The following is a 24,072-nucleotide window of genomic DNA, read 5'->3' as shown; positions in this document are numbered from 1 at the left end:
GCAAATATTCACGGAATTGGAATATGATGGGTAAATTAAACTTTAAAAATTAATTTGGTTTGAATGGTACTTAGGGTTGCAGGCGAGAGAATACATTTTATAGCGTCTGAGATCCCATTTGAATGGTAGATTGCACACTCTTTCCACTCAGGTATTCGTTGCTTACTAGGTTGGTTAATCTAGCTACATTTATGTGCATTCCCCCGAATTTCGTTGACATACTCGTCTACAACTTCCTAGAAGAGCCCGCGGACGTCCACTCATCAAAAATATTATCTTGAAGGTAAAACTGTGAATTTAGTACTCGTAGAAACATTAAAAAATGGCCAAGTCACACAAACCTTGCTGAGTGAAGTTCAAACTTTGCAAGTTAATCCTGAAGCGAGCTATAGCGTATTTGATCAAGCTACTATGGAGCCGCCAGAGGGTTTAACCATAAAGCGTAAAGGAAATACGCTGGAAGTAGAAGTCGAGCAGGAAGTTGTGCTCCAAGTGGAAGGTTTTTACGATGATGCTAGCCATGCTGTTTACAGTATTGACGGTTCTGTCAGCGAAGGAGTGATGCTCGACTCAACGGCAGCCTCGGTTGGTGTAGCCGGAGCTAGATCTGATACTGAATCATGGCAAGCTCCTGATGGTTCATCGCAAATTTTGAATGGCGCCTTGGTGTTTGGCGGAGCGGCTGCCATGTATGCCATTGGCAGCAACGATGATGACTCGACACCAGTAGTTAATACTAGCAGTTATACCGTCAGCGTTGTTGCTACGGCATCTCCAATATATTCAGTTGCGACCGTAGAAGTCTATGATCAAGAGGGGAATTTGCTAGCCTCTGCTGAGCATGATTTCTCCACTGGCCCGTTCGTGCTAACCATTGATAATGGCTACGAGGGACCCTTGTTGGCTCGCGTAGTGGATATCAACGACACTAATGATGACTTCATCAATGAAGCCAATGGTCTACCAACAAGTCTTGGCAGTGAAATTCGTGCAATGGCCACCGCCAATGGTGACGATAATGTGTCGATTAATGTGACTCCTTTAACCGAATTAGCTGTGCAGTTAGCAGAGATCACGGATAATCAAATCACCTCAGAAAACGTTGCGGTAAATCAACAGGTGGGTGAACTGTTTTCTGTCGATGATATCACCGGACCTGCGTTGACAGTATTAGAAGACGAATATGACGACAGTGACGGACTAAGCCCAGCGGAACAGTATGGTAATGTGCTGGCGGCCTTAGCCGGTGCAGATACTGAGTCTGGCAGCCTGTCAGAAACGCTGCAGACGTTAAAAGCAAACCTAACAGCAGATGAAGATGGAAAACTTAGTTTTAATCCAGTCGCGATTCAGTTACTGATTGCCGGTATCAATGCTTTTGAGAATGGCCCAAATGCTGATATAGCGATCCCGTTGAGTTCTTTCAATCTGGACAGTGAAGCCCCGGTTATCAGCTCGTTTTTCTCCTCCACGGCCGACGGCAGTTATGATTCGGGACAAGAAATCAGCATCACCGCGACTGTGAGTGAAACTGTTCAATCAGGCAGCAGTATGACGGTGGTTTTGGACACTGGAGCGAGTGTGCAATTGGTTGCGGCTGCTAACGGAAATACTCTGACAGGCAGTTATACAATTCAAGATGGAGATTCTAGTCAGGATCTTACGGTTAGCAGTTATACCGTAGGTTCGGTAGCGGACACTTCGGGTAATGTGATGACCAGTACGGCGCTGCCGGCCAGCAACATATCCGATACTAGTGAAATTTTTATAAGTACAGCCCCAACCATCAGTGCAGTGAGTATTCCGAACGCCGCAATGAACGTGGGTGACGTTGTTACTGTGTCAATCACTGCTAGCGAAGCAGGTTTGAGTTTAGCCAGCGGTACGATTAATGGCGTGGCCGTCACCGGTTTTACCGATAATGGTGGCGGCAGCTACAGCGCTACCTATACGGTGGCTGAAGGTCACACTGATATTGCAGCCGGAGCCGATATTCCGGTTTCATTTGTATTGACTGATGTAGCCGGTAACCCCAGCGCGGCCTTCACCACGGCGATTAGCCAAGCAGGCGATGCTATAGATGCTAATAGCCCAACTATAAGTGCTGTGAGTATTTCGAATGCAGCGATGAACGTCGGCGATGTGGTAACGGTATCTATTACCGCTAGCGAAGCAGGTTTAACTTTAGCCAGCGGCAGCATAAACGGTGTGGCAGTCACCGGTTTTACCGATAATGGCGGCGGCAGCTACAGCGCTACCTATACGGTGGCGGAAGGGCATACTGATATTGCAGCCGGAGCAGATATTCCGGTTTCATTTGTATTGACTGACGCAGCCGGTAACCCTAGCGCGACCTTCACCACAGCAATAAGCCAAGCAGGCGATGCCATCGATGCCAATAGCCCGACCATCAGCGCAGTGAGTATTCCGAATACAGCAATGAACGTGGGTGACGCTGTTACTGTGTCAATCACTGCTAGCGAAGCGGGTTTGAGTTTAGCCAGCGGGTCAATTAACGGCGTTGCAGTCACCGGCTTTACCGATAATGGCGGCGGCAGCTACAGCGCAACCTATACCGTGGCTGAAGGCCACACTGATATTGCAGCCGGGGCAGATATTCCGGTTTCATTTGTATTGACTGACGCAGCCGGTAACCCCAGCGCGACCTTCACCACAGCAATAAGCCAAGCAGGCGATGCCATCGATGCCAATAGCCCGACTATAAGTGCTGTGAGTATTCCAAATACAGCAATGAACGTGGGTGACGTTGTTACTGTGTCAATCACTGCTAGCGAAGCGGGTTTGAGTTTAGCCAGCGGCAGCATAAACGGTGTGGCAGTCACCGGCTTTACCGATAATGGTGGCGGCAGCTACAGCGCGACCTATACCGTGGCTGAAGGTCAAACTGACCGTGTAGCCGGGGCAGATATTCCGGTTTCATTTGTATTGACTGACGCAGCCGGTAACCCCAGCGCGGCCTTCACCACGGCGATTAGCCAAGCAGGCGATGCTATAGATGCCAATAGCCCGACTATAAGTGCTGTGAGTATTCCAAATACAGCAATGAACGTGGGTGACGCTGTTACTGTGTCAATTACTGCTAGCGAAGCAGGTTTAAGTTTAGCCAGCGGGTCAATTAATGGCGTGGCTGTTACCGGCTTTACCGATAATGGCGGCGGCAGCTACAGCGCAACCTATACGGTGGCTGAAGGCCACACTGATATTGCAGCCGATGCCGATATTCCGGTTTCATTTGTATTGACTGACGCAGCCGGTAACCCCAGCGCGACCTTCACCACAGCAATAAGCCAAGCAGGCGATGCCATAGATGCTAATAGCCCAACCATCAGCGCTGTGAGTATTTCGAATGCAGCGATGAACGTGGGTGACGCTGTTACGGTGTCAATCACTGCTAGCGAAGCAGGTTTGAGTTTAGCCAGCGGGTCAATTAATGGCGTGGCCGTCACTGGTTTTACCGACAATGGCGGCGGCAACTATAGCGCCACCTATACAGTGGCAGAAGGTCACACTGATATTGCGGCCGGGGCGGATATTCCTGTTTCATTTGTATTGACTGATGTAGCCGGTAACCCCAGCGCGGCCTTCACCACGGCGATTAGCCAAGCAGGCGATGCTATAGATGCTAATAGCCCAACTATAAGTGCTGTGAGTATTTCGAATGCAGCGATGAACGTCGGCGATGTGGTAACGGTATCTATTACCGCTAGCGAAGCAGGTTTAACTTTAGCCAGCGGCAGCATAAACGGTGTGGCAGTCACCGATTTTACCGATAATGGCGGCGGCAGCTACAGCGCTACCTATACGGTGGCTGAAGGTCACACTGATATTGCAGCCGGGGCAGATATTCCGGTTTCATTTGTATTGACTGACGCAGCCGGTAACCCTAGCGCGACCTTCACCACAGCAATAAGCCAAGCAGGCGATGCCATCGATGCCAATAGCCCGACCATCAGCGCAGTGAGTATTCCGAATACAGCAATGAACGTGGGTGACGCTGTTACTGTGTCAATCACTGCTAGCGAAGCGGGTTTGAGTTTAGCCAGCGGGTCAATTAACGGCGTTGCAGTCACCGGCTTTACCGATAATGGTGGCGGCAGCTACAGCGCGACCTATACCGTGGCTGAAGGTCAAACTGACCGTGTAGCCGGGGCAGATATTCCGGTTTCATTTGTATTGACTGACGCAGCCGGTAACCCCAGCGCGGCCTTCACCACGGCGATTAGCCAAGCAGGCGATGCTATAGATGCCAATAGCCCGACTATAAGTGCTGTGAGTATTCCAAATACAGCAATGAACGTGGGTGACGCTGTTACTGTGTCAATTACTGCTAGCGAAGCAGGTTTAAGTTTAGCCAGCGGGTCAATTAACGGTGTGGCAGTCACCGGCTTTACCGATAATGGTGGCGGCAGCTACAGCGCAACCTATACGGTGGCTGAAGGTCACACTGATATTGCAGCCGGGTTGGATATTCCGGTTTCATTTGTATTGACTGACGCAGCCGGTAACCCCAGCGCGGCCTTCACCACGGCGATTAGCCAAGCAGGCGATGCCATAGATGCTAATACACCTAATGCGCCTTCTACACCAGATCTTGCTGCTAGCTCTGATACAGGCATTTCTGCTACAGATAACTTAACTAGTGATTTTACGCCAACCTTTAACGGTACAGCGGAAGCCAATGCCGTAATTGAGGTATTCTCTGGTTCATCGTCACTTGGCACAACAACAGCCGACGGTTCGGGTAATTGGAGCTTTACTACCCCAACTCTAGCTGACGGGGGGCACAATATTTCGGCAACTGCTACTGACGCCGCGGGCAATACAAGTGCGGCTTCATCCGCATTGGCAATTACCATTGATAGCAGTGCGGCCAGCATCAGTGCTGTTAGCATCCCTAATGCAGCGATGAACGTGGGTGACGCTGTTACGGTGTCAATCACTGCTAGCGAAGCAGGTTTAAGTTTATCAAGCGGTACGATTAATGGCGTGGCCGTCACTGGTTTTACCGACAATGGCGGCGGCAACTATAGCGCCACCTATACAGTGGCTGAAGGCCAAACAGATATTGCGGCAGGGGCGGATATTCCAGTTTCTTTCGTGTTAGAAGACAGTGCAGGTAACCCCAGCGCGGCCTTCACCACGGCGATTAGCCAAGCGGGCGATGCTATTGATGCTAATACCCCCACTGTGGCTACACCAGATCTTGCTGCTAGCTCTGATACAGGCGCTTCTGTTACAGATAACTTAACTAGTGATTTTACGCCAACCTTTAACGGTACAGCGGAAGCCAATGTCGTAATTGAGCTTTTCATTGGTTCAACCTCAGTTGGTACCACAACAGCCGACGGATCTGGCAATTGGAGCATGACTCCAGTATCTCTAACTGATGGAACCTATAATGTTTCGACAACTGCCACCGACGCCGCGGGCAATACCAGTGCGGCTTCATCCCCACTTGAAATTACCATTGATGCCAGTGCACCCAGCATCAGTGCAGTCAGTATTCCAAATACAGCGATGAACGTGGGTGATGTGGTGACAGTGTCAATCACTGCCAGCGAAGCGGGATTAAACTTGACTAGTGGCACCATAAACGGTGTGGCAGTCACTGGCTTTACCGATAATGGCGGCGGCAGCTACAGCGCGACCTATACGGTGGCTGAAGGTCACACTGATATTGCAGCCGGGGCAGATATTCCGGTTTCATTTGTATTGACTGATGCAGCCGGTAACCCCAGCGCGGCCTTCACCACAGCCATCAGCCAAGCGGGCGATGCCATAGATGCCAATAGCCCAACCATCAGCGCAGTGAGTATTCCAAATACAGCAATGAACGTGGGTGACGCTGTTACTGTGTCAATCACTGCTAGCGAAGCGGGTTTAAGTTTAGCCAGCGGCAGCATAAACGGTGTGGCTGTTACCGGCTTTACCGACAATGGCGGCGGCAGTTATAGCGCTACCTATACGGTGGCTGAAGGTCAAACTGATATTGCAGCAGGGGCAGATATTCCGGTTTCATTTGTGCTAGAAGACAGTGCAGGTAACCCTAGCGCTACCTTTACCACAGCCATCAGCCAAGCAGGCGATGCCATAGATGCTAATACACCTAATGCGCCTTCTACACCAGATCTTGCTGCCAGCTCTGATACAGGCATTTCTGCTACAGATAACTTAACTAGTGATAGCACGCCAAACTTTAACGGTACAGCGGAAGCCAATGCCGTAATTGAGGTTTTCTCAGGTATAACGTCACTTGGCACAACAACAGCCGACGGTTCGGGTAATTGGAGTTTTACTACCCCAACTCTAGCTGACGGGGGGCATAATATTTCGGCAACTGCCACTGACGCCGCGGGCAATACAAGTGCGGCTTCATCCGCATTGGCAATTACCATTGATAGCAGTGCGGCCAGCATCAGTGCTGTTAGCATCCCTAATGCAGCGATGAACGTGGGTGACGCTGTTACGGTGTCAATCACTGCTAGCGAAGCAGGTTTGAGTTTAGCCAGCGGGTCAATTAATGGCGTGGCCGTCACTGGTTTTACCGACAATGGCGGCGGCAACTATAGCGCCACCTATACAGTGGCAGAAGGTCACACTGATATTGCGGCCGGGGCGGATATTCCTGTTTCATTTATACTCGAAGATGCAGCCGGTAACTCTAGCGCGACCTTCACCACAGCAATTAGCCAAGGTGGCGATGCTATAGATGCTAATACACCCACTGTGGCTGCACCAGATCTTGCTGCCGGCTCTGATACAGGCGTCTCTGCTACAGATAACCTAACCAATGATTTCACGCCAACTTTTAATGGTACAGCGGAAGCCAATGCCGTAATTGAGCTTTTCATTGGTTCAACCTCAGTTGGTACCACAACAGCCGACGGATCTGGCAATTGGAGCATGACTCCAGTATCTCTAACTGATGGAACCTATAATGTTTCGGCAACTGCCACCGACGCTGCGGGCAATACAAGTGCGGCTTCATCCGCATTGGCAATTACCATTGATAGCAGTGCGGCCAGCATAAGTGCAGTGAGTATTCCTAATGCAGCAATGAACATTGGGGATGCGGTGACAGTCTCTATTACCGCCAGCGAAGCGGGTTTAAGTTTATCTAGCGGAACGATTAACGGCGTGGCAGTCACCGGTTTTACAGATAATGGCGGCGGCAGCTATAGCGCTACCTATACCGTGGCTGAAGGTCACACTGATATTGCAGCAGGGGCGGATATACCAGTTTCATTTATACTCGAAGATGCAGCCGGTAACCCTAGCGCGACCTTTACCACAGCCATCAGCCAAGCAGGCGATGCCATTGATGCCAATAGTCCAACCTTTAGTAGCAGCTCACCCACCGACAATGCTACTGGCGTAGCCCTTGACGCCAATATCGTAGTTAATTTCAACGAGAGCATTGCGCTAGGTAGTGGCAACATTGTGATCAGCGATGGCTCACAAACCATCACTATCGATGTCGCGTCCCACGGCGGGCAGCTTTCAATCAGCAGTAACCAATTAACCATTAATCCATCTGTAGATTTTGCCAATACCAGTGCTAACTACAACGTCCAGATTGCATCAACAGCCATTGTTGATAGCTCAGGCAATGCCTATGCCGGGATTACAGATAGCACCACCCTTGACTTCACTACCGAAGCGCCACCAGTAGACACAACCATAGTCGTTTTCGATATGATCGCCGGTACGTCATCGAATCATTCTGGCAGAACGTTTGCAGCTGGTGTCACCTATGACATATATATTATAGTCGACTCGGATTCTCATTTGATGAGCCAATCTTCCCCTTGGGCTGGGGCAGATTTTCTCAGCAGCGACGATACCATACACCTTGTGGGTAATGGCAGCCCCATAGTTGGAGGGGCAAACGGCAACATCACTAGTACTAGAATTACAGCTAGCTCCATAACATACTCTACTGGTTTTGGTAGTTACGCCGTTTACATTCCAATCTCCGGCTTGATGCAACGCGCAGCCAACGGAGGCTTCAGCACTGTTGATATCTACGCTGGCATAGGATCTCATGGTAATATCGGAGCTGTTACTGCAGTCAATACGCTGCCCACCTCCATTGCGGCCACACAGGTTCTAAGCTAAGGCCACTATAGTGAACAACAGCTTAAGGTTGCTTAGGAAACTGGCGGATCAGCAGCAATATAGCGAGTTACGGGAATTGAGTCAGAGCATCTGGCATGAAACCCAAGACCCAGCGGTATTGCCGCTGTTGGCGCTGTCCCATGGTCTGTTGGGCGACACCCTCCAAGCTGAGCAAACCTTCGAACAGGCTCAGCTTTATCAGACAGAGCTTGACCTTGACAGTTTGGTGGATCTGGCCGCGGTATGTATTTTGATGCAACAGTTGGACAGCGCAGTTGCCCTGCTTGATCATGTCGTCACGCAACAGCCAGAGCATGCTTTAGCATTAGCGCGCTTGGGTCAGTGTCGTATGCATGAGGAAAACGCCGAGGCAGCGCAAAACCTATTTAAGCAAGCCTTTGAGCTTGAGCCCCAGCGCATTGCGGTTGCCATTCTTCTTATCCACTTACAGTTAGATGACTCACACTATGAAGCCGCACAAGCGACTCTGCATCAAGCATATGAAGCACTTGCACAGATTAGCGCCGAGTTGCCAGATGGGTTAAATCAACAGCATCTTCAGCAACTGCAAGACTTGCAGATCAGGCTCTGGGTTGAGCAGCAAGAGTATGCCTTTGCGGAAAGGTGGCTGCAGGAGCAGTTTGCAGCGCTGCAACAAGATGAGATCAGCAAAGCTGATTTTATTCATCGACTAAGTCACTACGCCCAACTATTAGCTGGACATGACTTACACCAGCAAGCGGAAGAAATCTTACGCGAATATTTAAAATCTTTACCGCACAATATTAGCCTGTGTATGCAGTTGTCTGAATTGTATCAGGTGCAAGGTCATTTTGTACAAGGGATCAATCTCGTCCGAAAAGCGCTTAAACTAGAGCCGGATAATATTGGCTTGTGGGTCAAGCTCGCACTTATCAGCATGCACAGGTTCGAAGGAAAAGCACGACACGCGGCGCAAAAAGCCGTTGCGCTGGCCGAAGTATTGCAACCTAATGAAGCCCATCCCGTTGAAGCAATTAGCCTGCAACAAGCTCAAGCTAGCAATGCCTTAGCCATGGTGGAAAGCCAAGAGCAAAACTTTGAGCTGGCAGAGCGCATGTTTCGCAAGATATTAATTGAAAGAAAAAACTTTATTCCTGCATTACAGGGTTTAGCTCAACAGCAGATGCAACGTGGCCAAATAGACGAAGCCATCGAATTATTCGAACGTGTTAAACAACTCGATCCAATTAAAGGCTATGCCGGCCTAATTAACGCAAGGCGTTTTCCAGAAGATGAAAGCGTGCTCGATAAACTCGCTAAAGCGGCCAAAATGCCAAGTTTAGAGGGCCCACTGTGCTCTGGTTTATTGTTTCAACTTGCTGCCGCGTGGGAGAAGCGGGGAGATTACCCACAAGCTTTCGAGTTTGCTAAGCAAGCAAATCAGGCCAGCAAAAAGTTCCTGCCCTATGATGCCAAGGCTCACCGCAACCAGTGTGCACGTATTCGCTACGGATTTTCTAAAGCGCTATTTGAACATCGTAGGGAACATGGGGTTCAAACTACCTTGCCGGTTTTTGTGGTAGGTATGCCACGCTCGGGAACGACCTTGGTTGAGCAGATTATTGCTAGCCACAGTCAAATCTTCGGCGCAGGGGAATTAGGCTTGATCCCGCAGGTGGCACAGGGCTTGAACCGTTGGGAGCGGCATGTGGGCTCGGGGCGCAGTTATCCAGATTGTGTAGACGATTTAACCCCTGAAGTCAGTGCGGGCATTGCGAATAACATATTAAAAGAAATGCAGGAGCTTGCCCCAGACGCCAAGCATGTGGTGGATAAATTACCGCATAATTTTGAACATATTGGTTTGATCAAATTTCTGTTCCCAAACGCCAAAATTATCTCAGTTCGCCGTGATCCGCGAGATATTGCTATTTCTAACTATTTTACGGACTATCAGGCGAAGCATGGCGGAATGGGCTTTGCTTATGATCTCACAGACATTGGCGAACAATTAGCTGATCACAACCTGATGATGCATCACTGGCAGCAGTTGTTTACTGGCGATATCTTAGAAGTAAATTATGAAAATGTGGTTGACGAGCTAGAAATTCATGCGCGTAAGATGTTGCAATTTATCGGGGTTGAATGGGAGCCTCAAGTGCTTGATTTCAACAAGCTGGATCGCACCGTAAAAACCGCTAGTGTATGGCAAGTTCGCCAGCCCATTTACAAAAGTTCCAAAGCGCGCTGGGTTCGTTATAAGGATTATCTTGCGCCGCTGATAAAAGGCACCAACGCCAAGTGTCAGCCTGATCCGATTAATGATATGCTCAGCTTGCCCGAGCCGGGCTTTCTTACCAATGGTGTTGAGCTATTTCATCAAGGAGACTTGGATGGGGCGGAGCTGAGGTTTAAAAAGATGCTGCATCACAACCCTGAACATGCGGCCTGCCTCTATATGACGGGTTTGGTGTACTTGCAAAAAGGTCATATGCAAGATGGCATTGCAATGATTGAAAAGGCCCTCGCCAAGGTGCCCTGGCAGCAAGAATGGCGGGATAACTTACAACGTGCGTATCGTGAAGTGGGTGAGCATGACAAGGCCAATAAACTGGACTCTAAAGCTGCCCGTCGCGCTCCCCTTGAGAAAACTTCGATAAAAGATAATGAGTACTGGCAAGATGACACGGCCCAAATCGGGGAGCCATTGTAGGCTCTCTTTACAGCACTTCAGGCAAGATGCCTTTAGCGTGAATCAATTTAATAAAAGGCTGCAAAAATTGTTGTTGAAGTGGCGTGTTTGGCACAAGGTGTTACTACTTATTCTGTTGGTATGGAGCACTCTGTCAGCAGCTGCGGAGCAAGATATGCAGCAGGGCTTGATTACTGCTTTGCGTGCTACCCTCAACCATCACCCCTTAGTCAAAAGCAAACAGTCTGAGTTAGATGCACAACATTATCGAGTAGATAGCGCTAAAGCTGGGCGCTACCCAACCCTATCTTTGCAGGCTAATAACCTCGATAACGAATATGATCGAGGTGTCCTGCGCTTACAACAACCCGTATGGACCTTTGGCAAAATTAGCAGTGCGATTGATTTAGCCGAGGCTGGCTTTACTGCACAGCAGTTAGAATTGTTACAGGTACAGCGTCAGTTGATGGAAGAAACCGCCGTGGTCTATGCCAAAATAGAAGGCATAAACCAACGAGGGTTAGTGGCTGATGATAATGTCGAACAACATCAAACTTTGTTTCAGCGTATTGAGCGCCGACAAAAGGGCTCCTTAGCCACCGAAGCAGACGTAAAACTGGCTCACTCCCGTCTATTGCAGGCGCAAGTTCAGCGCCAAAGTATCGGTGGCGAACTACTGGTGGCCTTATCCGAGTTACAGGGGCTAACTCAAATTTATGTAACTACAGATACGCCGGTTGATCCTCTTTTGGCCGAACTTCCTAGTGCGCAACAGGCCCAAACCCGTGCAATTAATAATAGCGCCGACCTTGAATTGAAGCGCCAGCGTTGGAACGTGGCAAAATTGGAAATTCAGAAAGAAAAAGTCGCCTCAACGCCGAATATCTATTTCCAAGTAGATCACGATATTGGCAGCTCACAGTTAAATCAAGATAGAACCCGTTACGGTCTGAATTTTGTGGCGAACTTCGATGGCATGGGCTTTACGTCACGCGGTCAGGTTAAAAGCGCTATCGCTCGCTCAGAAGCGGCTAAATTCGATCTTTATGCCACAAAGAGTGATGTTAAGCGACGAGTCAGTATATTGATGCTGAATCGAAAAGTGCAGGAAGATTCAATCGTGTCACAGCGTGAAGTGGTCGAATCATTAAGCGCAACGATGGCGTCTTTTGTGCGGCAGTACCAAAGCGGCCATAAAACATGGGTCGAAGTGCTAAATACACAACGAGAATTAACCCAGCAACGCATCCAACTCACGCAAATCGAAAATGACTGGCTGATCTTGTCACTACGGGTAGCGACCTTGATTGGCAAGCTTGATCAACTAGCAGGTATAAACACGTTATGACAACAAAAATAGCCCCTTCACAACCTACTGAAGCGGGGACAGCTTCTGATGATCTGCAACAACCGCTATCTGCTGGGGTGTTGAAGTTATTGTTGAAGCGTATCGGTGTTTCAGTTCAAGACGGGGCATTAAATAAAGCTTGCGGCCAAGTTGAACAAGAGATGCAAGGGGCGACTGCAAGCAAGCGTCTAACCGCAGTGATAAAAATGCTACAGCTAAAAGGCGTACAGGCCGCGCAGTTGAATTGGAGCCGTTTTGACCAACGGCGTTTACCTGCTATGGTGCTGCATCAGCAGCAATGGCAGTTAGTCGAAAAATCCGTTGATGGGTTACTGTTAGTCACCAATGCCAACGGCGATAGTAACGAGCTACAAAGTGAAGAACTAGATAACCAGTTATTACTTTGGTTGCGCAGTACGCCGCAGGCTCAACAAAAATCGGCATTTTTTTCTCGAGGTAATATCGCCGCGCGCTTGGTTCTGAACGAGGTGTTTAAAGAACGACGCTGGTTGCGTGACACACTGATCGCTTCTTTGGTGGTGAATATTTTAGCTATCGCTACCCCCGTTTTTGCCATGCAAGTCTATGATCGCGTGGTGCCTACTTTAGCCTATGCAACTTTGCATACTCTGGTGGCAGGTATGGTGATCATTATAATATTGAATTGGTTGTTGAAAACAGTGCGCGCAAGGATCCTCGACAGCGTATCTTGTGCGGTAGACAAGGCTGTTTCCCAACAGGTATTTGACCATGTAATGGGCTTGCAGTTGGACACTCGGCCGCGCAGTTTAGGTACACTCGCCGCGCAGGTTGGTGGGCTGGACCAAGTCAGACAATTTTTCACCTCCAGTGTGGTCTTCTCGTTAGTTGATCTGCCATTTGCTGTAATGTTTATAGGCTTCATTGCCTTAGTGGGTGGCCCTATAGCTTGGGTTTATGTTTTGCTACTGCCGGTGGCAATTCTTCTGGGATGGATGACCCAGCGCCGTTTGCGTCGACTAATGCAGCAGCAAATGATGCGCACCAATGAACGTCAAGGTTTGTTAGTTGATGCCATTCAAGGTGCAGAGTCTATTCGTAGTAACAATGCTGGCTGGCGTTTTTCCGAGCAGTGGAAAGATATAACCAAAACCATTTCACAGTACAATATTCAACAAAAAGCAATCAGTAACCAGGCTATGGTAACCACCAACAGCCTAGCGATGATAGCCTTTGTGAGTGCCATCGTAGTAGGCGTAGGGCAGATTGAAGCGGGTAACCTTACTATGGGCGCATTAATTGCTTGTAGTCTTCTAGGCGGACGTGTGATTGCGCCGATTGCGCAAAGTGTGCAGTTTTTCGCTCAGTGGCAGAATGTTAGCCAAGCACTGCAAATGGTCAATCAGGTATTGTTGCAAGAAAAAGAACGACCCTTGGGTAAAACATTGTTGTTGCCTGATCAAGCGCCGGATCAAATTGAACTTGAAGGGCTAACCTTCTCTTATCCACAGAGTCCAATAAAGCAGCTAAGTATTAGTCAGTTGAGTTTTAAACAAGGTGAACGTGTTGCGCTGCTGGGTCCTGTAGGCTCTGGCAAATCAACCTTGCTCAAAGTGCTGGCAGGTTTATATCGTCCTTCAGCAGGCCGAGTGCGATTGGGCAACGCTGACCTTTGGGAAATTGATCCCAATATTGTCGCTAACCATGTGGGCTATCTTCCCCAATCTGTGCATATGTTCAAAGGCACCTTGCGTTCTAATCTGGATTTATCTGGTGTGGCGGGTGATTCTCATTTGCTACACGTCTGCGAATTGTTGGGTATTGACAAGATTGCAGCGGACAACCCCTTGGGTATGGATTTAGAAATCAGCGAAGGCGGTGAGGGTTTATCCGGCGGTCAACGCCAGTTAGTCGGTCTTGGGCGGGTACTGCTTGGACAGCCCAAAATTTGGTTACTCGATGAGCCGACGTCATCGTTAGATGTTGAAACCGAAAAGCAGGTGTTTGAGGCCATTCAATCTCAGCTTAAGCCAGAGGATATTTTAATCCTTTCTACCCATCGCCCGGGCTTAGCCGCACAACTGGCTAATCGCGTGGTGGTAGTTAATCGGGGTGAAGTGATTGAAGATGGTAAACCCGACACTGTGATCCCGAAGCTAATGGCCAAGCAAAGTGCAAAAAGAGCCAAAAACCAGCAGGCAACCCATGCAAAACTGGCGCAAATGAACAAGGGATTACCGAATGTTATTTGATAGTTTTTTCCCCCTTGATGGTGAAGCAAATAAGAACGCGGTTGCGCATCTGGAGAATTACCATCGCCGCAAGTTTTCCGCTGTTTTATGGTTGCTGTTGCTTGGATTAATTATCTTTATTGGCTGGGCGTCTATCTTCCGTATTAATCAGGTGGCCCGAGCCACCGGTGAAGTTATTGCCAGTAGTCGCGTACAGGTTATCCAAGCCGTTGATGGTGGGGTATTGGCCAGTATTAACGTGCGCGAAGGTGACCGTGTACAAAGCGGACAAATTCTCGCTCAGTTGGATCAAACACGCCTGGGCGCAGCGGTTAAAGAAATCGATGTGCGGCTTTCCGCTCTAAAAGCAAAAGCGACCCGTTTACGGGCAGAGGTGATGGAAGAGCAACAGCTGACTTTTGCGCCAGATGTGCTGCGCTTTCCTGAACTGGTCAATGTTGAACAGGCATTATTCAAACAGCGGCGGGTTGGTTTGGCCGAAGAATTAAGAACCCTAACCGTTGCGGTCAATTTAACACGTGAAGAAACCGCGCTAATTGAAAATTTGGCTAAGTCAGGGGATGTTAATCAATCGGAAGTGATACGTGCTGCACGGGCCCAAAATGACGCTGAAGCAAAACTAATAAATAGACGCAATCAATATCTAGAAGATGCGCGTATCGAGCTAACCAAAACAGAAGATGCTATTGCGCAGAATATCCAAATATTGACCCAACGCCAGCAGCAACTCGAAGACAGTGTATTTACAGCCTTAGTTCCGGGTATTGTCAAAAATGTCCGCGTAACTACTGTAGGTGGTGTGCTGCGAGCGGGTGAAGAATTAATGCAGATCATTCCGGTTGGGGATGATTTAATTGTTGAAGCTAAAGTGCGCCCCGCTGACATTGCTAATGTGCAACCCGGTTTGGAAGCGACGATTCGCTTTGACCCATTCGATTACACGATTTTTGGTGCCGTCATCGGTAAAGTGGTGTATGTGAGTCCAGATACCCTTAAGAATGAAACTGCGCGGGGCGAAGAAATTTACTATCGCGTACACATTTCAACTTTTAGTTATCCGGCGATGACTACTGCAGGTAAAGAGTTGGCCATTTTGCCTGGCATGACCGCTCAGGTAGATATACGTACAGGCGATCGTACGGTAATGGAATACTTACTTAAGCCTTTACGAAAAACAACCACCGAAGCATTTGGTGAGCGTTAGTTGAGGTCACTTGGGGCTTCTGTTCAGATGCCCCAAAGTCATTTGTCATTATGTTTCTGCTGATTGCAAGAAATCAACCATCGTTTAGAATTTGATTGTGTAGTAACCTTGCGCATCGGTACGGCCGAAGAATTTGGCCGCTTCTTTGACTTGCTTTGGTAGGCTATCGTCCGGTTTGAACTTGCCATCGATCGACACTTTTAAGCTTTGCGGTAACCTAGCATCGGCAGACAGATTGAAAATATTTTGCGGGTCAATCGACACTAATACATCGTTTTCAATACAGCCTAACTGGGCACTGAAATTGCCTAAGGTGAGCGGCTCAGATAAGCCGACAATGCCATCCACACCAGCATTTAACCATTGGCCAGTGCCTTTTAGTGTAGTGCAAACGCTGGGGTAATCTAATTCGTCTATTTGTAGTTTAAAGCGCCCCTCTGCATCTACATAAATGGGCAATTTAACCTGAGCTAAGATCATACTGGCCGGCATATAAATCGAGAAGTTTTCCGCCTTTAAATGATTTTTATCTAACAAGTTGACGGTTATTGGGCCCTTGGCGGATATTTTATCGCTGGCTCGCATATCACCTGCGTCTATGTCCAGATGCAGATTGGCCGTCAACAAAGACCAGAATGACAATTGCCATTTGACGTTATCAATGGCGACATTATTAACCAAAACTTGGCTAGCTTTACCTTGCCAGATGGTGCCCCGCACTCCCACAATCGAAATATTTTTGGGTAACTCAATTCGATTAACCAATTGCTGGGCAGGCATTTTGGCAATTAGAAAACATAGATACGCGGCTATGCCTAGCACGGCCCATTTTAAAAACTGAATCATGACTTCCCTAGTTGTAAACTTCTAACTTTAACCATACCCGGCGCATTGGCTTCGGATAAATCGACATTGATAATCTTAATGCCTGAATTCTCCATACTTTGTAGCCAACTGATCACATCGTTGAACGGTGCTTGGTCAACCCAGACTTTGAGTTCATCGCCTTGAGGCTGCATACGTGATATTGCAATATTAATGCGACTGGCAGACTGGTTGACTGCCTGGGGTAAGGAGCCCGTAAATACCGATTTACTGCCTCCTGAGCCTCGCAGTTGGATAGCACGATTACTATTTTTTTCTATCCAGGCCATGTCATCTCGTTTACCTTCTACCGTTTTTTGGTGGGTAGCGAGTGCTGAGTTTATCGGTGACCACACCAACAGATAAAATAAAACGATGACAATGAGAACGACGGACGTCACGACTAGTATCTTCTCGCGATCAGTAAGCTGATGATATTTTTCTAACCAAATTTTCATATTAGCTCCTGATAGTTAACGAACCAATTAATTGGTTGTCTTTGTTATTAATAGCGCCTTGTTGGATTTCAAAGCCCTTTTCTTCAGCCAAACGTTTAAAGCGCTCTAATGCCTCGAAGTTTTTAGCCGCAACCTGCATGCGCAGTTCAGAGCGGTTGCTGTCGAAACGCAAGGTTTGTGGCTTGACCTGACTGCTCTCAAAGGCATCGCCTAGTTGGGCCAACATAGTGACCATTGAAATAGTGCCGCCACCGCTTTCTAAGCGTGTCATGCCTTTTTCCATCGCGGCTTTAACAAAACGAGGTTGCCCAGCATTAGGGAACGCGCGCTTGTACTCGGCTTGCATCTTAGCTGTTAGTGCTTTGCTTTCTTGCTGTAACTGCGTTAACTGCAAACTTTTATCTGTCACAGTGACGATTAAAGCCAATATGGCTAATACCGCGGCAACCTGCCATTGTCGCCAATTTCCGCTGCTCTTCTTCTTAACTTTAAAGTCCCCTTGCAACAAATTGAATGGGCTTTTGAGCGCGCCGGTAGCGAGCAGTTGCATAGGCATATCAAGTTGTTGGGGTAAATCTTCTACATTGGCTAAGTGAGACAGACTTTGGTCGCTATGATTGGCAATTTTTAAAGGGGTGGCTTGTTGTTTAGCATAGTGTTCAACTGCTGGCAATAACCAACTGATGTCACCCTGTAAGCCTTGCCATTCATCTTGCCGAATGATGCCCTGTTGACCCATGGTCAGCAAACTCCAGGTGTCTGCTTCAAACGGCACCGCCAATACGTCAGGTAGCAATTTATCGCAATATAAGCCTGCGTCTTTAATCGCGCTTAACCACGCATGCATTTTCTGTTTGTTGACTACTGCTACTGCTTGTAGAATGCCCTTTCTGTCACCCAAAGCAAAGAACTGTTGGCTGATATCGGTGCTGAGTTCCTCTTCTAAGATATAAGGAATGGCGCTGAGTGCCTTTCGTGATGCTTTGGCGGGCATGGTCACCCACTTGAGTAGCACATCGCAACCGGGAATTAATGCTGTGATAGGCCGTTGTCCTGCTCGCTCTGACAAAGAGGCGAGTTGGCTCGCATCATCCAATACCCCAGATGCAATAATTTCTTGTTGCTGAGCCGACCAAACCACCCAGTGTACATTATCACTGGGTGTCGATCCCAAGCGGATAACAAGATTTTCCATTAATGAACTCCTCCAAATTCTCGCCTGATCACGATCACTTTCTCATTGCTCTCTAGTTTTAATAGGGATGTCATGGCAAATGTGGCGTTATTGTAGCGGGTCTTGGTGTGTAATAAAAAGTATTCTGTTTTTACATCAAACCACTTCAGTTGGTCATCGCTCAAAGGGTAGTTGGCAAACAGACTTTCGCTGGTAAATTCTGCAATTGTTTTATAACCACTGGGCTGGCGATTATTGATAAGGCTTTGAATGTCTGATAACGGCGCGCCGGTTAACGCCGCAAGAATCGGCGCTTGTTCTGGTTTAAACGTGTTCACGTTAACTCTCATCTCGCTCAACTGAGGGATGACGCAGACAAGTGGTATCAATGAGTTTATCCATTGAGGTTGTACACCATTGACTAAGCGTAGCTCAGATTTACTTACCATTAATGAGTTTGCGGCCAAGTAAGGGCTCACTAAAGCAGAGTAATCCGGGTCTTCAGCGCCACTTTGGCTGAGCCTATCATCTTCATCCAACCAGTCTATTAATGAGTCGCGAACAACCTCTTTAGAGTAGTTATCTAAATCAGGAACCGCTTCATCTAGTAATCGATAAAACGCCAAAGCACTTTCTGACACGGCACCAACTTGGGCCCCACCACCGCTATTATTCTTGTTGTCATCTGAACCATTGGATGGGTTATTGTTAGGGCTTTTGATATTGCCATTCTGCTCGGAGGTATTATTTTGACGAGTGCTAAGGGCATTCAGATTGAAACAGGTTTGCATATCTGTAAGCTGAGCCTGAATGCCTCCGCCTTCCAATGGAAATGTAAATTCTTCAGACCAATCGCCTTCTAATGAAACCACCTCAGCGTCTTTTTTGATTAACTCCAAAATAGATTTTTTAGCAAATTGTTCGGCGCCCATAGCGTACCAATAGGCTTGGTTATTGTCTTTTATATTGGTGGCTCGAGACACCTGAAGTTGCAAGCGGCTGCCCATTTCCGTGGCGATAATAGCGACTAACGCAACAATCATGAGCACTATGATTAAGGCTACCCCCTGTTGCTTATAAATTGGTCCAGAAGTCTTCATCAATCTTGTGAACCCAGAATAAATTTACGCTGAATGAGGCCAAAATCTTTGCTATCAATAGTCACAGTTATGGCAATGGGTAGAATATTGCCAGAGTAGCTCTCTTCCCAATTTTCCGAATCTGCTGGATCTTCACCACTGTCGGTTAAAAAGGCCAATTGAAAATCATTGATTTCTGTTAGTAGCACCCTAACTTTTGGCTCAAAACCAATAACGTTGTCAACATAGTTACCATATAAGCGCTCTAAGCGGCCTTCTTGCATGCGGTAAGCAACGCCTTGCAAGGTACTGCGATGCAACATCAATTGCGGGTTTTGCCATCCTGCCCGAACAAAGCCAAGGCCATAGGCTTCGCTTTCGAACAGATTTTTCTGTCCGTTCATGACAATTTGGTTCTGCTGACCTTCAATACGAATCGCTCGAGGCACGGCCTGCAGTAAATCCCTTTCTATGATTAGCATGGCACGTTGCAAGGTTTGTAATTTATCAAAACGCTGTTCAGATAGTTTGTCACTATCGATTACCGCAGTCATCACACCAGTAGATGCCATGCCGATCAGGGTGAAAATGGCCACGGCGATTAATATTTCAATCAGGGTGAAACCCAGCGATGGCCGTTTCATCGGGTGGTGGCCACTTGTGGTTTGGTTAAGTAACTGGTGACGCTGGTCACGCTGCTTTGATACGTTTCATCAAGCCCAACGGTAATATCTATGCCGATGAGATCTTTATCTTGAGTTTTCAGGGTTTTCTGCTGCCAGTACCAGGTTCTACCAGCCATCTCTTCTGAGCCTTTGAGGTTATCTCTTGGTGGCCAAGTAGTTTGTATATTAAGTAGTGTAAGTCGATTATTGGCCACCCAAGTTGCAAAAGTGATGTCCTCAATCTGGGCAACGCCGGCTAGATGGTCGGTTGCTGCCTTCATTATGGCGGTGCCAGTGATGGCAAAAATTAACAACGCCAACATAACCTCCAGCAAGGTAAAACCTGAGGTGTGATGTGACTTATTCATCGGGGTTTCTCAGTGGTCCTAAGCGTTCGATAGGGGCACTATCTAAGGCATTGAGCTTGTAATATACGGGGTCATCTTCGCTAAAGTCTGGCTCATACATCATCAGTAAACTAAAAGGCGTGATATCACCACTGGAGAGCAACATGATTTGTGGTGGCGGTAGCTTTTTGTTGGTTTCATCCTGACCGATTTCGACTCGGTTCTGATCAAAGGACAGGGTTTCGTTAAACACTCCATCGCTAAATAAATTGTCTTCTTCTACCCAAGGTAAGTCTTCAAGTTCTAACTCAAGTTTAAATTTTTCAGGTAATTGGTAAGCAGAGAAAACTTTCTCTCCCTCTAGAAGTTGCCAGTTTTGTTCATCATCGAGCCACATAAATAGATATTCGTTGGTTTTAGGTTCAATTCTAATACCAAGTTCCTGCTGATTGAGAACAGCGAAATCCGATGCCATATCCACCACAACTTGAAAACGCTTAGCTTGCTTATCCAAGTCTTCAGCGGCAGAAGTGCCGAAATTACGAAAGGTCACCAGACTGACAACCAACCCCATAATAGCTAACACCGCCATGATTTCTATCAGGGTAAAACCCCGTTGTTGATTGAGCGCGCGTGTTAGCTTAGTCAAAGGTTTGATCCTAGTTAAGATATTCGCCTAAATTCCAATTGCCGATATCATCGTCTGTCCCTGGCTCGCCATCAGGTCCGTTAGAAAAAATATCGATAACACCCAACTCACCCGGACTGACTAATTGATACGGGTTATCCCAAGGATCTTTAGGTAATCGGGTAATATAGCCGCCATTTGGATAATTGCGTGGTATAGGATCAATAGTTGGAGCGCTAATAAGCGCCTCTAAGCCCTGCTCTGTTGTAGGGAATCGGTTATTGCTCAGCTTGTAGCGGGTTAATGCACTTTCAAGTGATTGAATATCGACGGCCGCGGCCTTACGCTGGGCTTCTTCTTGGGAACCCAGAATTTGCGGGGCCACCAGACCAGCCATAATGCCGATAATTAACAGTACCACCATCACTTCAATCAATGTGAAGCCGCGACTGAATGCGCGACGCGCCTGATTCATTGTTTTCATTACATATTCACCATGTTGTTTAATGCTAAGATCGGTTGCAAGATTGCTAATACGATGAACAGTACAATGGCTGCCATCGAAACAATTAATATTGGTTCAAACACCTTCAATGAGACACTGACTAAGGCCTCAAATTCCCTGTCTTGATTATCGGCTGCGCGTTTTAACATTTGTTGCAGTTCACCGCTTCGTTCACCAGATGCAATCATATGCATCATCATAGGAGGGAACATCTTGGTTTTATCTAGTGCCGCGCGCAAACTTGAGCCTTCTTTTACGTTGATTGCGGCCTCAGCTACGGCCTTCTTGATATGCAGGTTCTCCAACACATCACCAGCGATGCGCATCGCTTCCAATAGGGGGACTGCACTGGCAGTTAGGATACTCAAAGTACTGGCAAAGCGGGCGGTGTTAAGACCTTTAGACAACTTACCGATTAACGGTAGGGTTAAAATAAAACGATGGTAGCGCATCTTCATGGCCGGTTTTTGTAACAATCTTTGGGCGAGGACGACCAGAAGAATAATCACTACAAACATGATCAAGCCATAGTTCTGTAACCAATTACTAATAGTGATCATTATATTGGTAATAGTGGGCAGTTCTTGGCCCATATTATCAAACTGGCCAATAATTTTGGGTACTACTACAGTTAACAGCAAAAATACTATGCCAAAGGCGAAAAACAGCATGATGGCAGGATAAACCATCGCTTGAGTGATTTGGCTTCGGGTTTGTTGACGTTTTTCGGTGTAGTCTGCGAGTCGATTGAGCACGGTATCAAGGTGGCCGGATTTTTCTCCCGCTGCAACCATGGCACGGAATAACTCGTCAAATACATGGGGAAATTCTGCCATCGCATCTGCCAAAGAATGCCCTTCGACAACTTTACTGCGTACCGCCATCATCATATTTTTATGGCGGGGCTTTTCACACTGCTCTGCTACAGCTAACAATGCCTCTTCTAATGGTAAAGCCGATTCAACTAAGGTGGCTATCTGGCGAGTCAATAAAGCTAAATCGCCGGCAGATATGCCCCGCTTTAACCAACTAAAACTGGCTTTGTTAGCGGCTTTTTCTTTTTCACTGACCTGCTCAACCTCTAATGGGATTAGATCTGAGTCGCGGAGTTGCTGGCGTATGTGTCTGGCATTGTCCCCTTCTAGGACACCGCTTTTACTTCGACCATTTTGGTTGAGCGCTTTATAGGCAAAGGCTGCCACACTTAGTCCTCCCGCGTAACACGTAACACTTCTTCTAGTGAAGTGATACCAAGAAGTACTTTATCGCAGCCATCTTCACGGATACTAGGGGTGTTTTGTCGTACATATTTTTCGATCGCCTGCTCACCATGGCCATTGTGAACTAGGTCACGTATGGGTTCGTCGACAATTAGCAACTCATGGATACCGGTTCTTCCACGATAGCCCGTTTGATTACATGCTGCGCAACCCTTAGGGCTGCACACTTGACGACTTTGGTCATTTGGTTCAATCCCTAAGGCGACACATTCAGCTGCGGTGGGCAGGTGTGATATCTTGCAATCCGGACAAAGGGTTCTCACTAAGCGTTGGGATAACACCGCCAGCAAACTAGAAGATAAAAGAAAGGGTTCAATCCCCATATCTTCAAGGCGGGTAATTGCGCCGGCCGCGGTATTGGTGTGTAATGTAGATAAGACTAAGTGCCCGGTTAAACTGGCTTGCACGCCAATCTGGGCGGTTTCTAAGTCGCGAATCTCACCTATCATAACCACATCAGGATCCTGACGTAATATGGCCCGGAGTCCGCGGGCAAAGGTCATATCAACTCGCGGATTAACTTGGGTTTGCCCAATGCCCTGCAAATCAAACTCGATAGGATCTTCAACCGTTAAGATGTTCCGATCTTTGGAGTTAATCTCGGATAGTCCGGCATACAAAGTGGTGCTTTTACCTGAGCCCGTGGGGCCGGTTACTAGAATAATACCGTGAGGTTTACGAATGAGTGAGGAAAAATGCTTGCGGTTTTCAGCTGTCATCCCTAAATCAGTTAAATTTAGTCGCGCATTATTTTTATCCAGCAAACGTAAAACAACTCTTTCACCATGACTAGATGGCATGGTGGACACCCGCACATCTACCGCCCGTCCAGCAATCCGTAACGTGATACGTCCATCTTGCGGTACGCGTTTTTCAGCAATATCCAGTTTAGCCATTACTTTGATACGGGATACTAACATGGATGATAATTTACGATTTGGCCGCAAAATCTCTCGTAATACACCGTCGACTCGAAAGCGCACAATTAATTGGCTTTCAAAGGTTTCGATATGAATATCCGACGCACCTTCTTTGATGGCTTCGCCTAACATGGCATTGATGAGCTTGATAATCGGGGCGTCATCTTCATTTTCGAGCAAATCTTCGGTATCAGGCAGCTCTTCAGCCAGCGCAAATAAGTCACTTTCGTTACCGATATCTTCCATTAACTGCTTAGCGGCAGACGAATCTCGCTGGAATGCGCTGGTTAGTAACCCTTCAAATTTTTCTTCGGGTATTTCGCGCAATTGAAAGTCTGCACCTAGGAACCTGCGCACTTCAACAAACACTGAAAAATCGGTGCTCGGGGTATAGTACAAAACAGCCGGTTGTTCACCGGTATCCAATAGTACTTTGTGACGTTTGGCAAAGCCAAACGCCAACTGCTTATGCTGGTCTTCTTCTATCGGGGTGTCTAAGTCTAATTCCGGCTCGATTAGGTCAGAGTTTAGCGCTGTTTCATGTGCCGATTCCATC

Annotated in this window: 15 protein-coding genes; 5 read left to right on the top strand and 10 right to left on the bottom strand. The window is 47.6% G+C overall.

Annotated elements, in window-relative coordinates:
* Positions 1 to 291 precede the first annotated feature (291 nt).
* Genes QR722_RS18575 through QR722_RS18555 form a run of 5 tightly spaced genes read left to right on the top strand, consistent with a single transcriptional unit; the run spans position 292 to position 15,596 of the window.
* Positions 292 to 8,139: an Ig-like domain-containing protein gene (locus tag QR722_RS18575; protein WP_286284484.1), complete on the top strand. Its 7,848-nt coding sequence runs from the start codon at positions 292 to 294 to the stop codon at positions 8,137 to 8,139.
* Positions 8,140 to 8,149: 10 nt separating this feature from the next.
* The gene (locus QR722_RS18570; protein ID WP_286284483.1) at positions 8,150 to 10,834 is read left to right on the top strand and encodes a sulfotransferase; all 2,685 of its coding nucleotides are present in this window, start codon (positions 8,150 to 8,152) and stop codon (positions 10,832 to 10,834) included.
* Positions 10,835 to 10,871: 37 nt separating this feature from the next.
* Complete coding sequence (locus QR722_RS18565; RefSeq protein WP_286284482.1) at positions 10,872 to 12,161, top strand: TolC family protein; 1,290 nt, start codon at positions 10,872 to 10,874, stop codon at positions 12,159 to 12,161.
* Entirely contained in the window at positions 12,158 to 14,392 is a 2,235-nt protein-coding gene (locus QR722_RS18560) for an ATP-binding cassette domain-containing protein (RefSeq protein ID WP_286284481.1), read from the top strand. The genes QR722_RS18565 and QR722_RS18560 overlap by 4 nt, the downstream gene beginning before the upstream one ends.
* Positions 14,382 to 15,596 carry a beta-barrel domain-containing protein gene (locus QR722_RS18555; RefSeq protein ID WP_286284480.1) on the top strand — a complete coding sequence of 405 codons (1,215 nt, stop codon included), beginning with the start codon at positions 14,382 to 14,384 and terminating at the stop codon, positions 15,594 to 15,596. The genes QR722_RS18560 and QR722_RS18555 overlap by 11 nt, the downstream gene beginning before the upstream one ends.
* 84 nt (positions 15,597 to 15,680) lie before the next feature.
* Here the strand turns inward: QR722_RS18555 and QR722_RS18550 are convergent, their stop codons facing one another.
* Genes QR722_RS18550 through gspE form a run of 10 tightly spaced genes read right to left on the bottom strand, consistent with a single transcriptional unit; the run spans position 15,681 to position 24,071 of the window.
* Positions 15,681 to 16,442, bottom strand: coding sequence for a type II secretion system protein N (locus QR722_RS18550; protein WP_286284479.1), 762 nt, complete (start codon positions 16,440 to 16,442; stop codon positions 15,681 to 15,683).
* Positions 16,439 to 16,918 carry a type II secretion system protein M gene (locus tag QR722_RS18545; protein ID WP_286284478.1) on the bottom strand — a complete coding sequence of 160 codons (480 nt, stop codon included), beginning with the start codon at positions 16,916 to 16,918 and terminating at the stop codon, positions 16,439 to 16,441. Before QR722_RS18545 ends, QR722_RS18550 begins: the two co-directional genes overlap by 4 nt.
* 1 nt (position 16,919) lies before the next feature.
* On the bottom strand, positions 16,920 to 18,113 hold the full coding sequence (gene gspL, locus QR722_RS18540) for a type II secretion system protein GspL (RefSeq protein WP_286284477.1): 1,194 nt from the start codon (positions 18,111 to 18,113) through the stop codon (positions 16,920 to 16,922).
* Positions 18,113 to 19,192 (bottom strand): type II secretion system minor pseudopilin GspK, encoded by a 1,080-nt coding sequence (gene gspK / locus QR722_RS18535; protein ID WP_286284475.1) that lies wholly within the window; start codon positions 19,190 to 19,192, stop codon positions 18,113 to 18,115. Before gspK ends, gspL begins: the two co-directional genes overlap by 1 nt.
* Entirely contained in the window at positions 19,192 to 19,815 is a 624-nt protein-coding gene (gene gspJ / locus QR722_RS18530) for a type II secretion system minor pseudopilin GspJ (protein ID WP_286284473.1), read from the bottom strand. Before gspJ ends, gspK begins: the two co-directional genes overlap by 1 nt.
* Positions 19,812 to 20,204 (bottom strand): type II secretion system minor pseudopilin GspI, encoded by a 393-nt coding sequence (gene gspI, locus QR722_RS18525; protein WP_286284471.1) that lies wholly within the window; start codon positions 20,202 to 20,204, stop codon positions 19,812 to 19,814. Before gspI ends, gspJ begins: the two co-directional genes overlap by 4 nt.
* Complete coding sequence (gspH, locus tag QR722_RS18520; protein WP_286284469.1) at positions 20,197 to 20,832, bottom strand: type II secretion system minor pseudopilin GspH; 636 nt, start codon at positions 20,830 to 20,832, stop codon at positions 20,197 to 20,199. Before gspH ends, gspI begins: the two co-directional genes overlap by 8 nt.
* A 10-nt stretch (positions 20,833 to 20,842) precedes the next feature.
* Entirely contained in the window at positions 20,843 to 21,295 is a 453-nt protein-coding gene (gene gspG, locus QR722_RS18515) for a type II secretion system major pseudopilin GspG (RefSeq protein ID WP_286284468.1), read from the bottom strand.
* Positions 21,295 to 22,518 carry a type II secretion system inner membrane protein GspF gene (gene gspF / locus QR722_RS18510; RefSeq protein WP_286284467.1) on the bottom strand — a complete coding sequence of 408 codons (1,224 nt, stop codon included), beginning with the start codon at positions 22,516 to 22,518 and terminating at the stop codon, positions 21,295 to 21,297. Before gspF ends, gspG begins: the two co-directional genes overlap by 1 nt.
* A gap of 2 nt (positions 22,519 to 22,520) precedes the next feature.
* On the bottom strand, positions 22,521 to 24,071 hold the full coding sequence (gene gspE, locus QR722_RS18505) for a type II secretion system ATPase GspE (protein ID WP_286284466.1): 1,551 nt from the start codon (positions 24,069 to 24,071) through the stop codon (positions 22,521 to 22,523).
* Position 24,072: the final 1 nt, after the last annotated feature.

It is taken from the genome of Aliiglaciecola sp. LCG003, from assembly GCF_030316135.1.
Taxonomy (GTDB): Bacteria; Pseudomonadota; Gammaproteobacteria; order Enterobacterales; family Alteromonadaceae; genus Aliiglaciecola.
Note: the sequence above shows the minus strand (reverse complement) of the source record. Positions and strands in the feature narration are given on the sequence as shown.

Excerpts from the sequence above, each read along its gene's own strand:
- QR722_RS18560 (WP_286284481.1), top strand. The coding sequence starts at position 12,158 with ATGACAACAAAAATAGCCCCTTCACAACCTACTGAAGCGGGGACAGCT.
- QR722_RS18555 (WP_286284480.1), top strand. The coding sequence starts at position 14,382 with ATGTTATTTGATAGTTTTTTCCCCCTTGATGGTGAAGCAAATAAGAAC.
- QR722_RS18550 (WP_286284479.1), bottom strand. The coding sequence starts at position 16,442 with ATGATTCAGTTTTTAAAATGGGCCGTGCTAGGCATAGCCGCGTATCTA.
- QR722_RS18545 (WP_286284478.1), bottom strand. The coding sequence starts at position 16,918 with ATGAAAATTTGGTTAGAAAAATATCATCAGCTTACTGATCGCGAGAAG.
- gspL (WP_286284477.1), bottom strand. The coding sequence starts at position 18,113 with ATGGAAAATCTTGTTATCCGCTTGGGATCGACACCCAGTGATAATGTA.
- gspK (WP_286284475.1), bottom strand. The coding sequence starts at position 19,192 with ATGAAGACTTCTGGACCAATTTATAAGCAACAGGGGGTAGCCTTAATC.
- gspJ (WP_286284473.1), bottom strand. The coding sequence starts at position 19,815 with ATGAAACGGCCATCGCTGGGTTTCACCCTGATTGAAATATTAATCGCC.
- gspI (WP_286284471.1), bottom strand. The coding sequence starts at position 20,204 with ATGAATAAGTCACATCACACCTCAGGTTTTACCTTGCTGGAGGTTATG.
- gspG (WP_286284468.1), bottom strand. The coding sequence starts at position 21,295 with ATGAAAACAATGAATCAGGCGCGTCGCGCATTCAGTCGCGGCTTCACA.
- gspE (WP_286284466.1), bottom strand. The coding sequence starts at position 24,071 with ATGGAATCGGCACATGAAACAGCGCTAAACTCTGACCTAATCGAGCCG.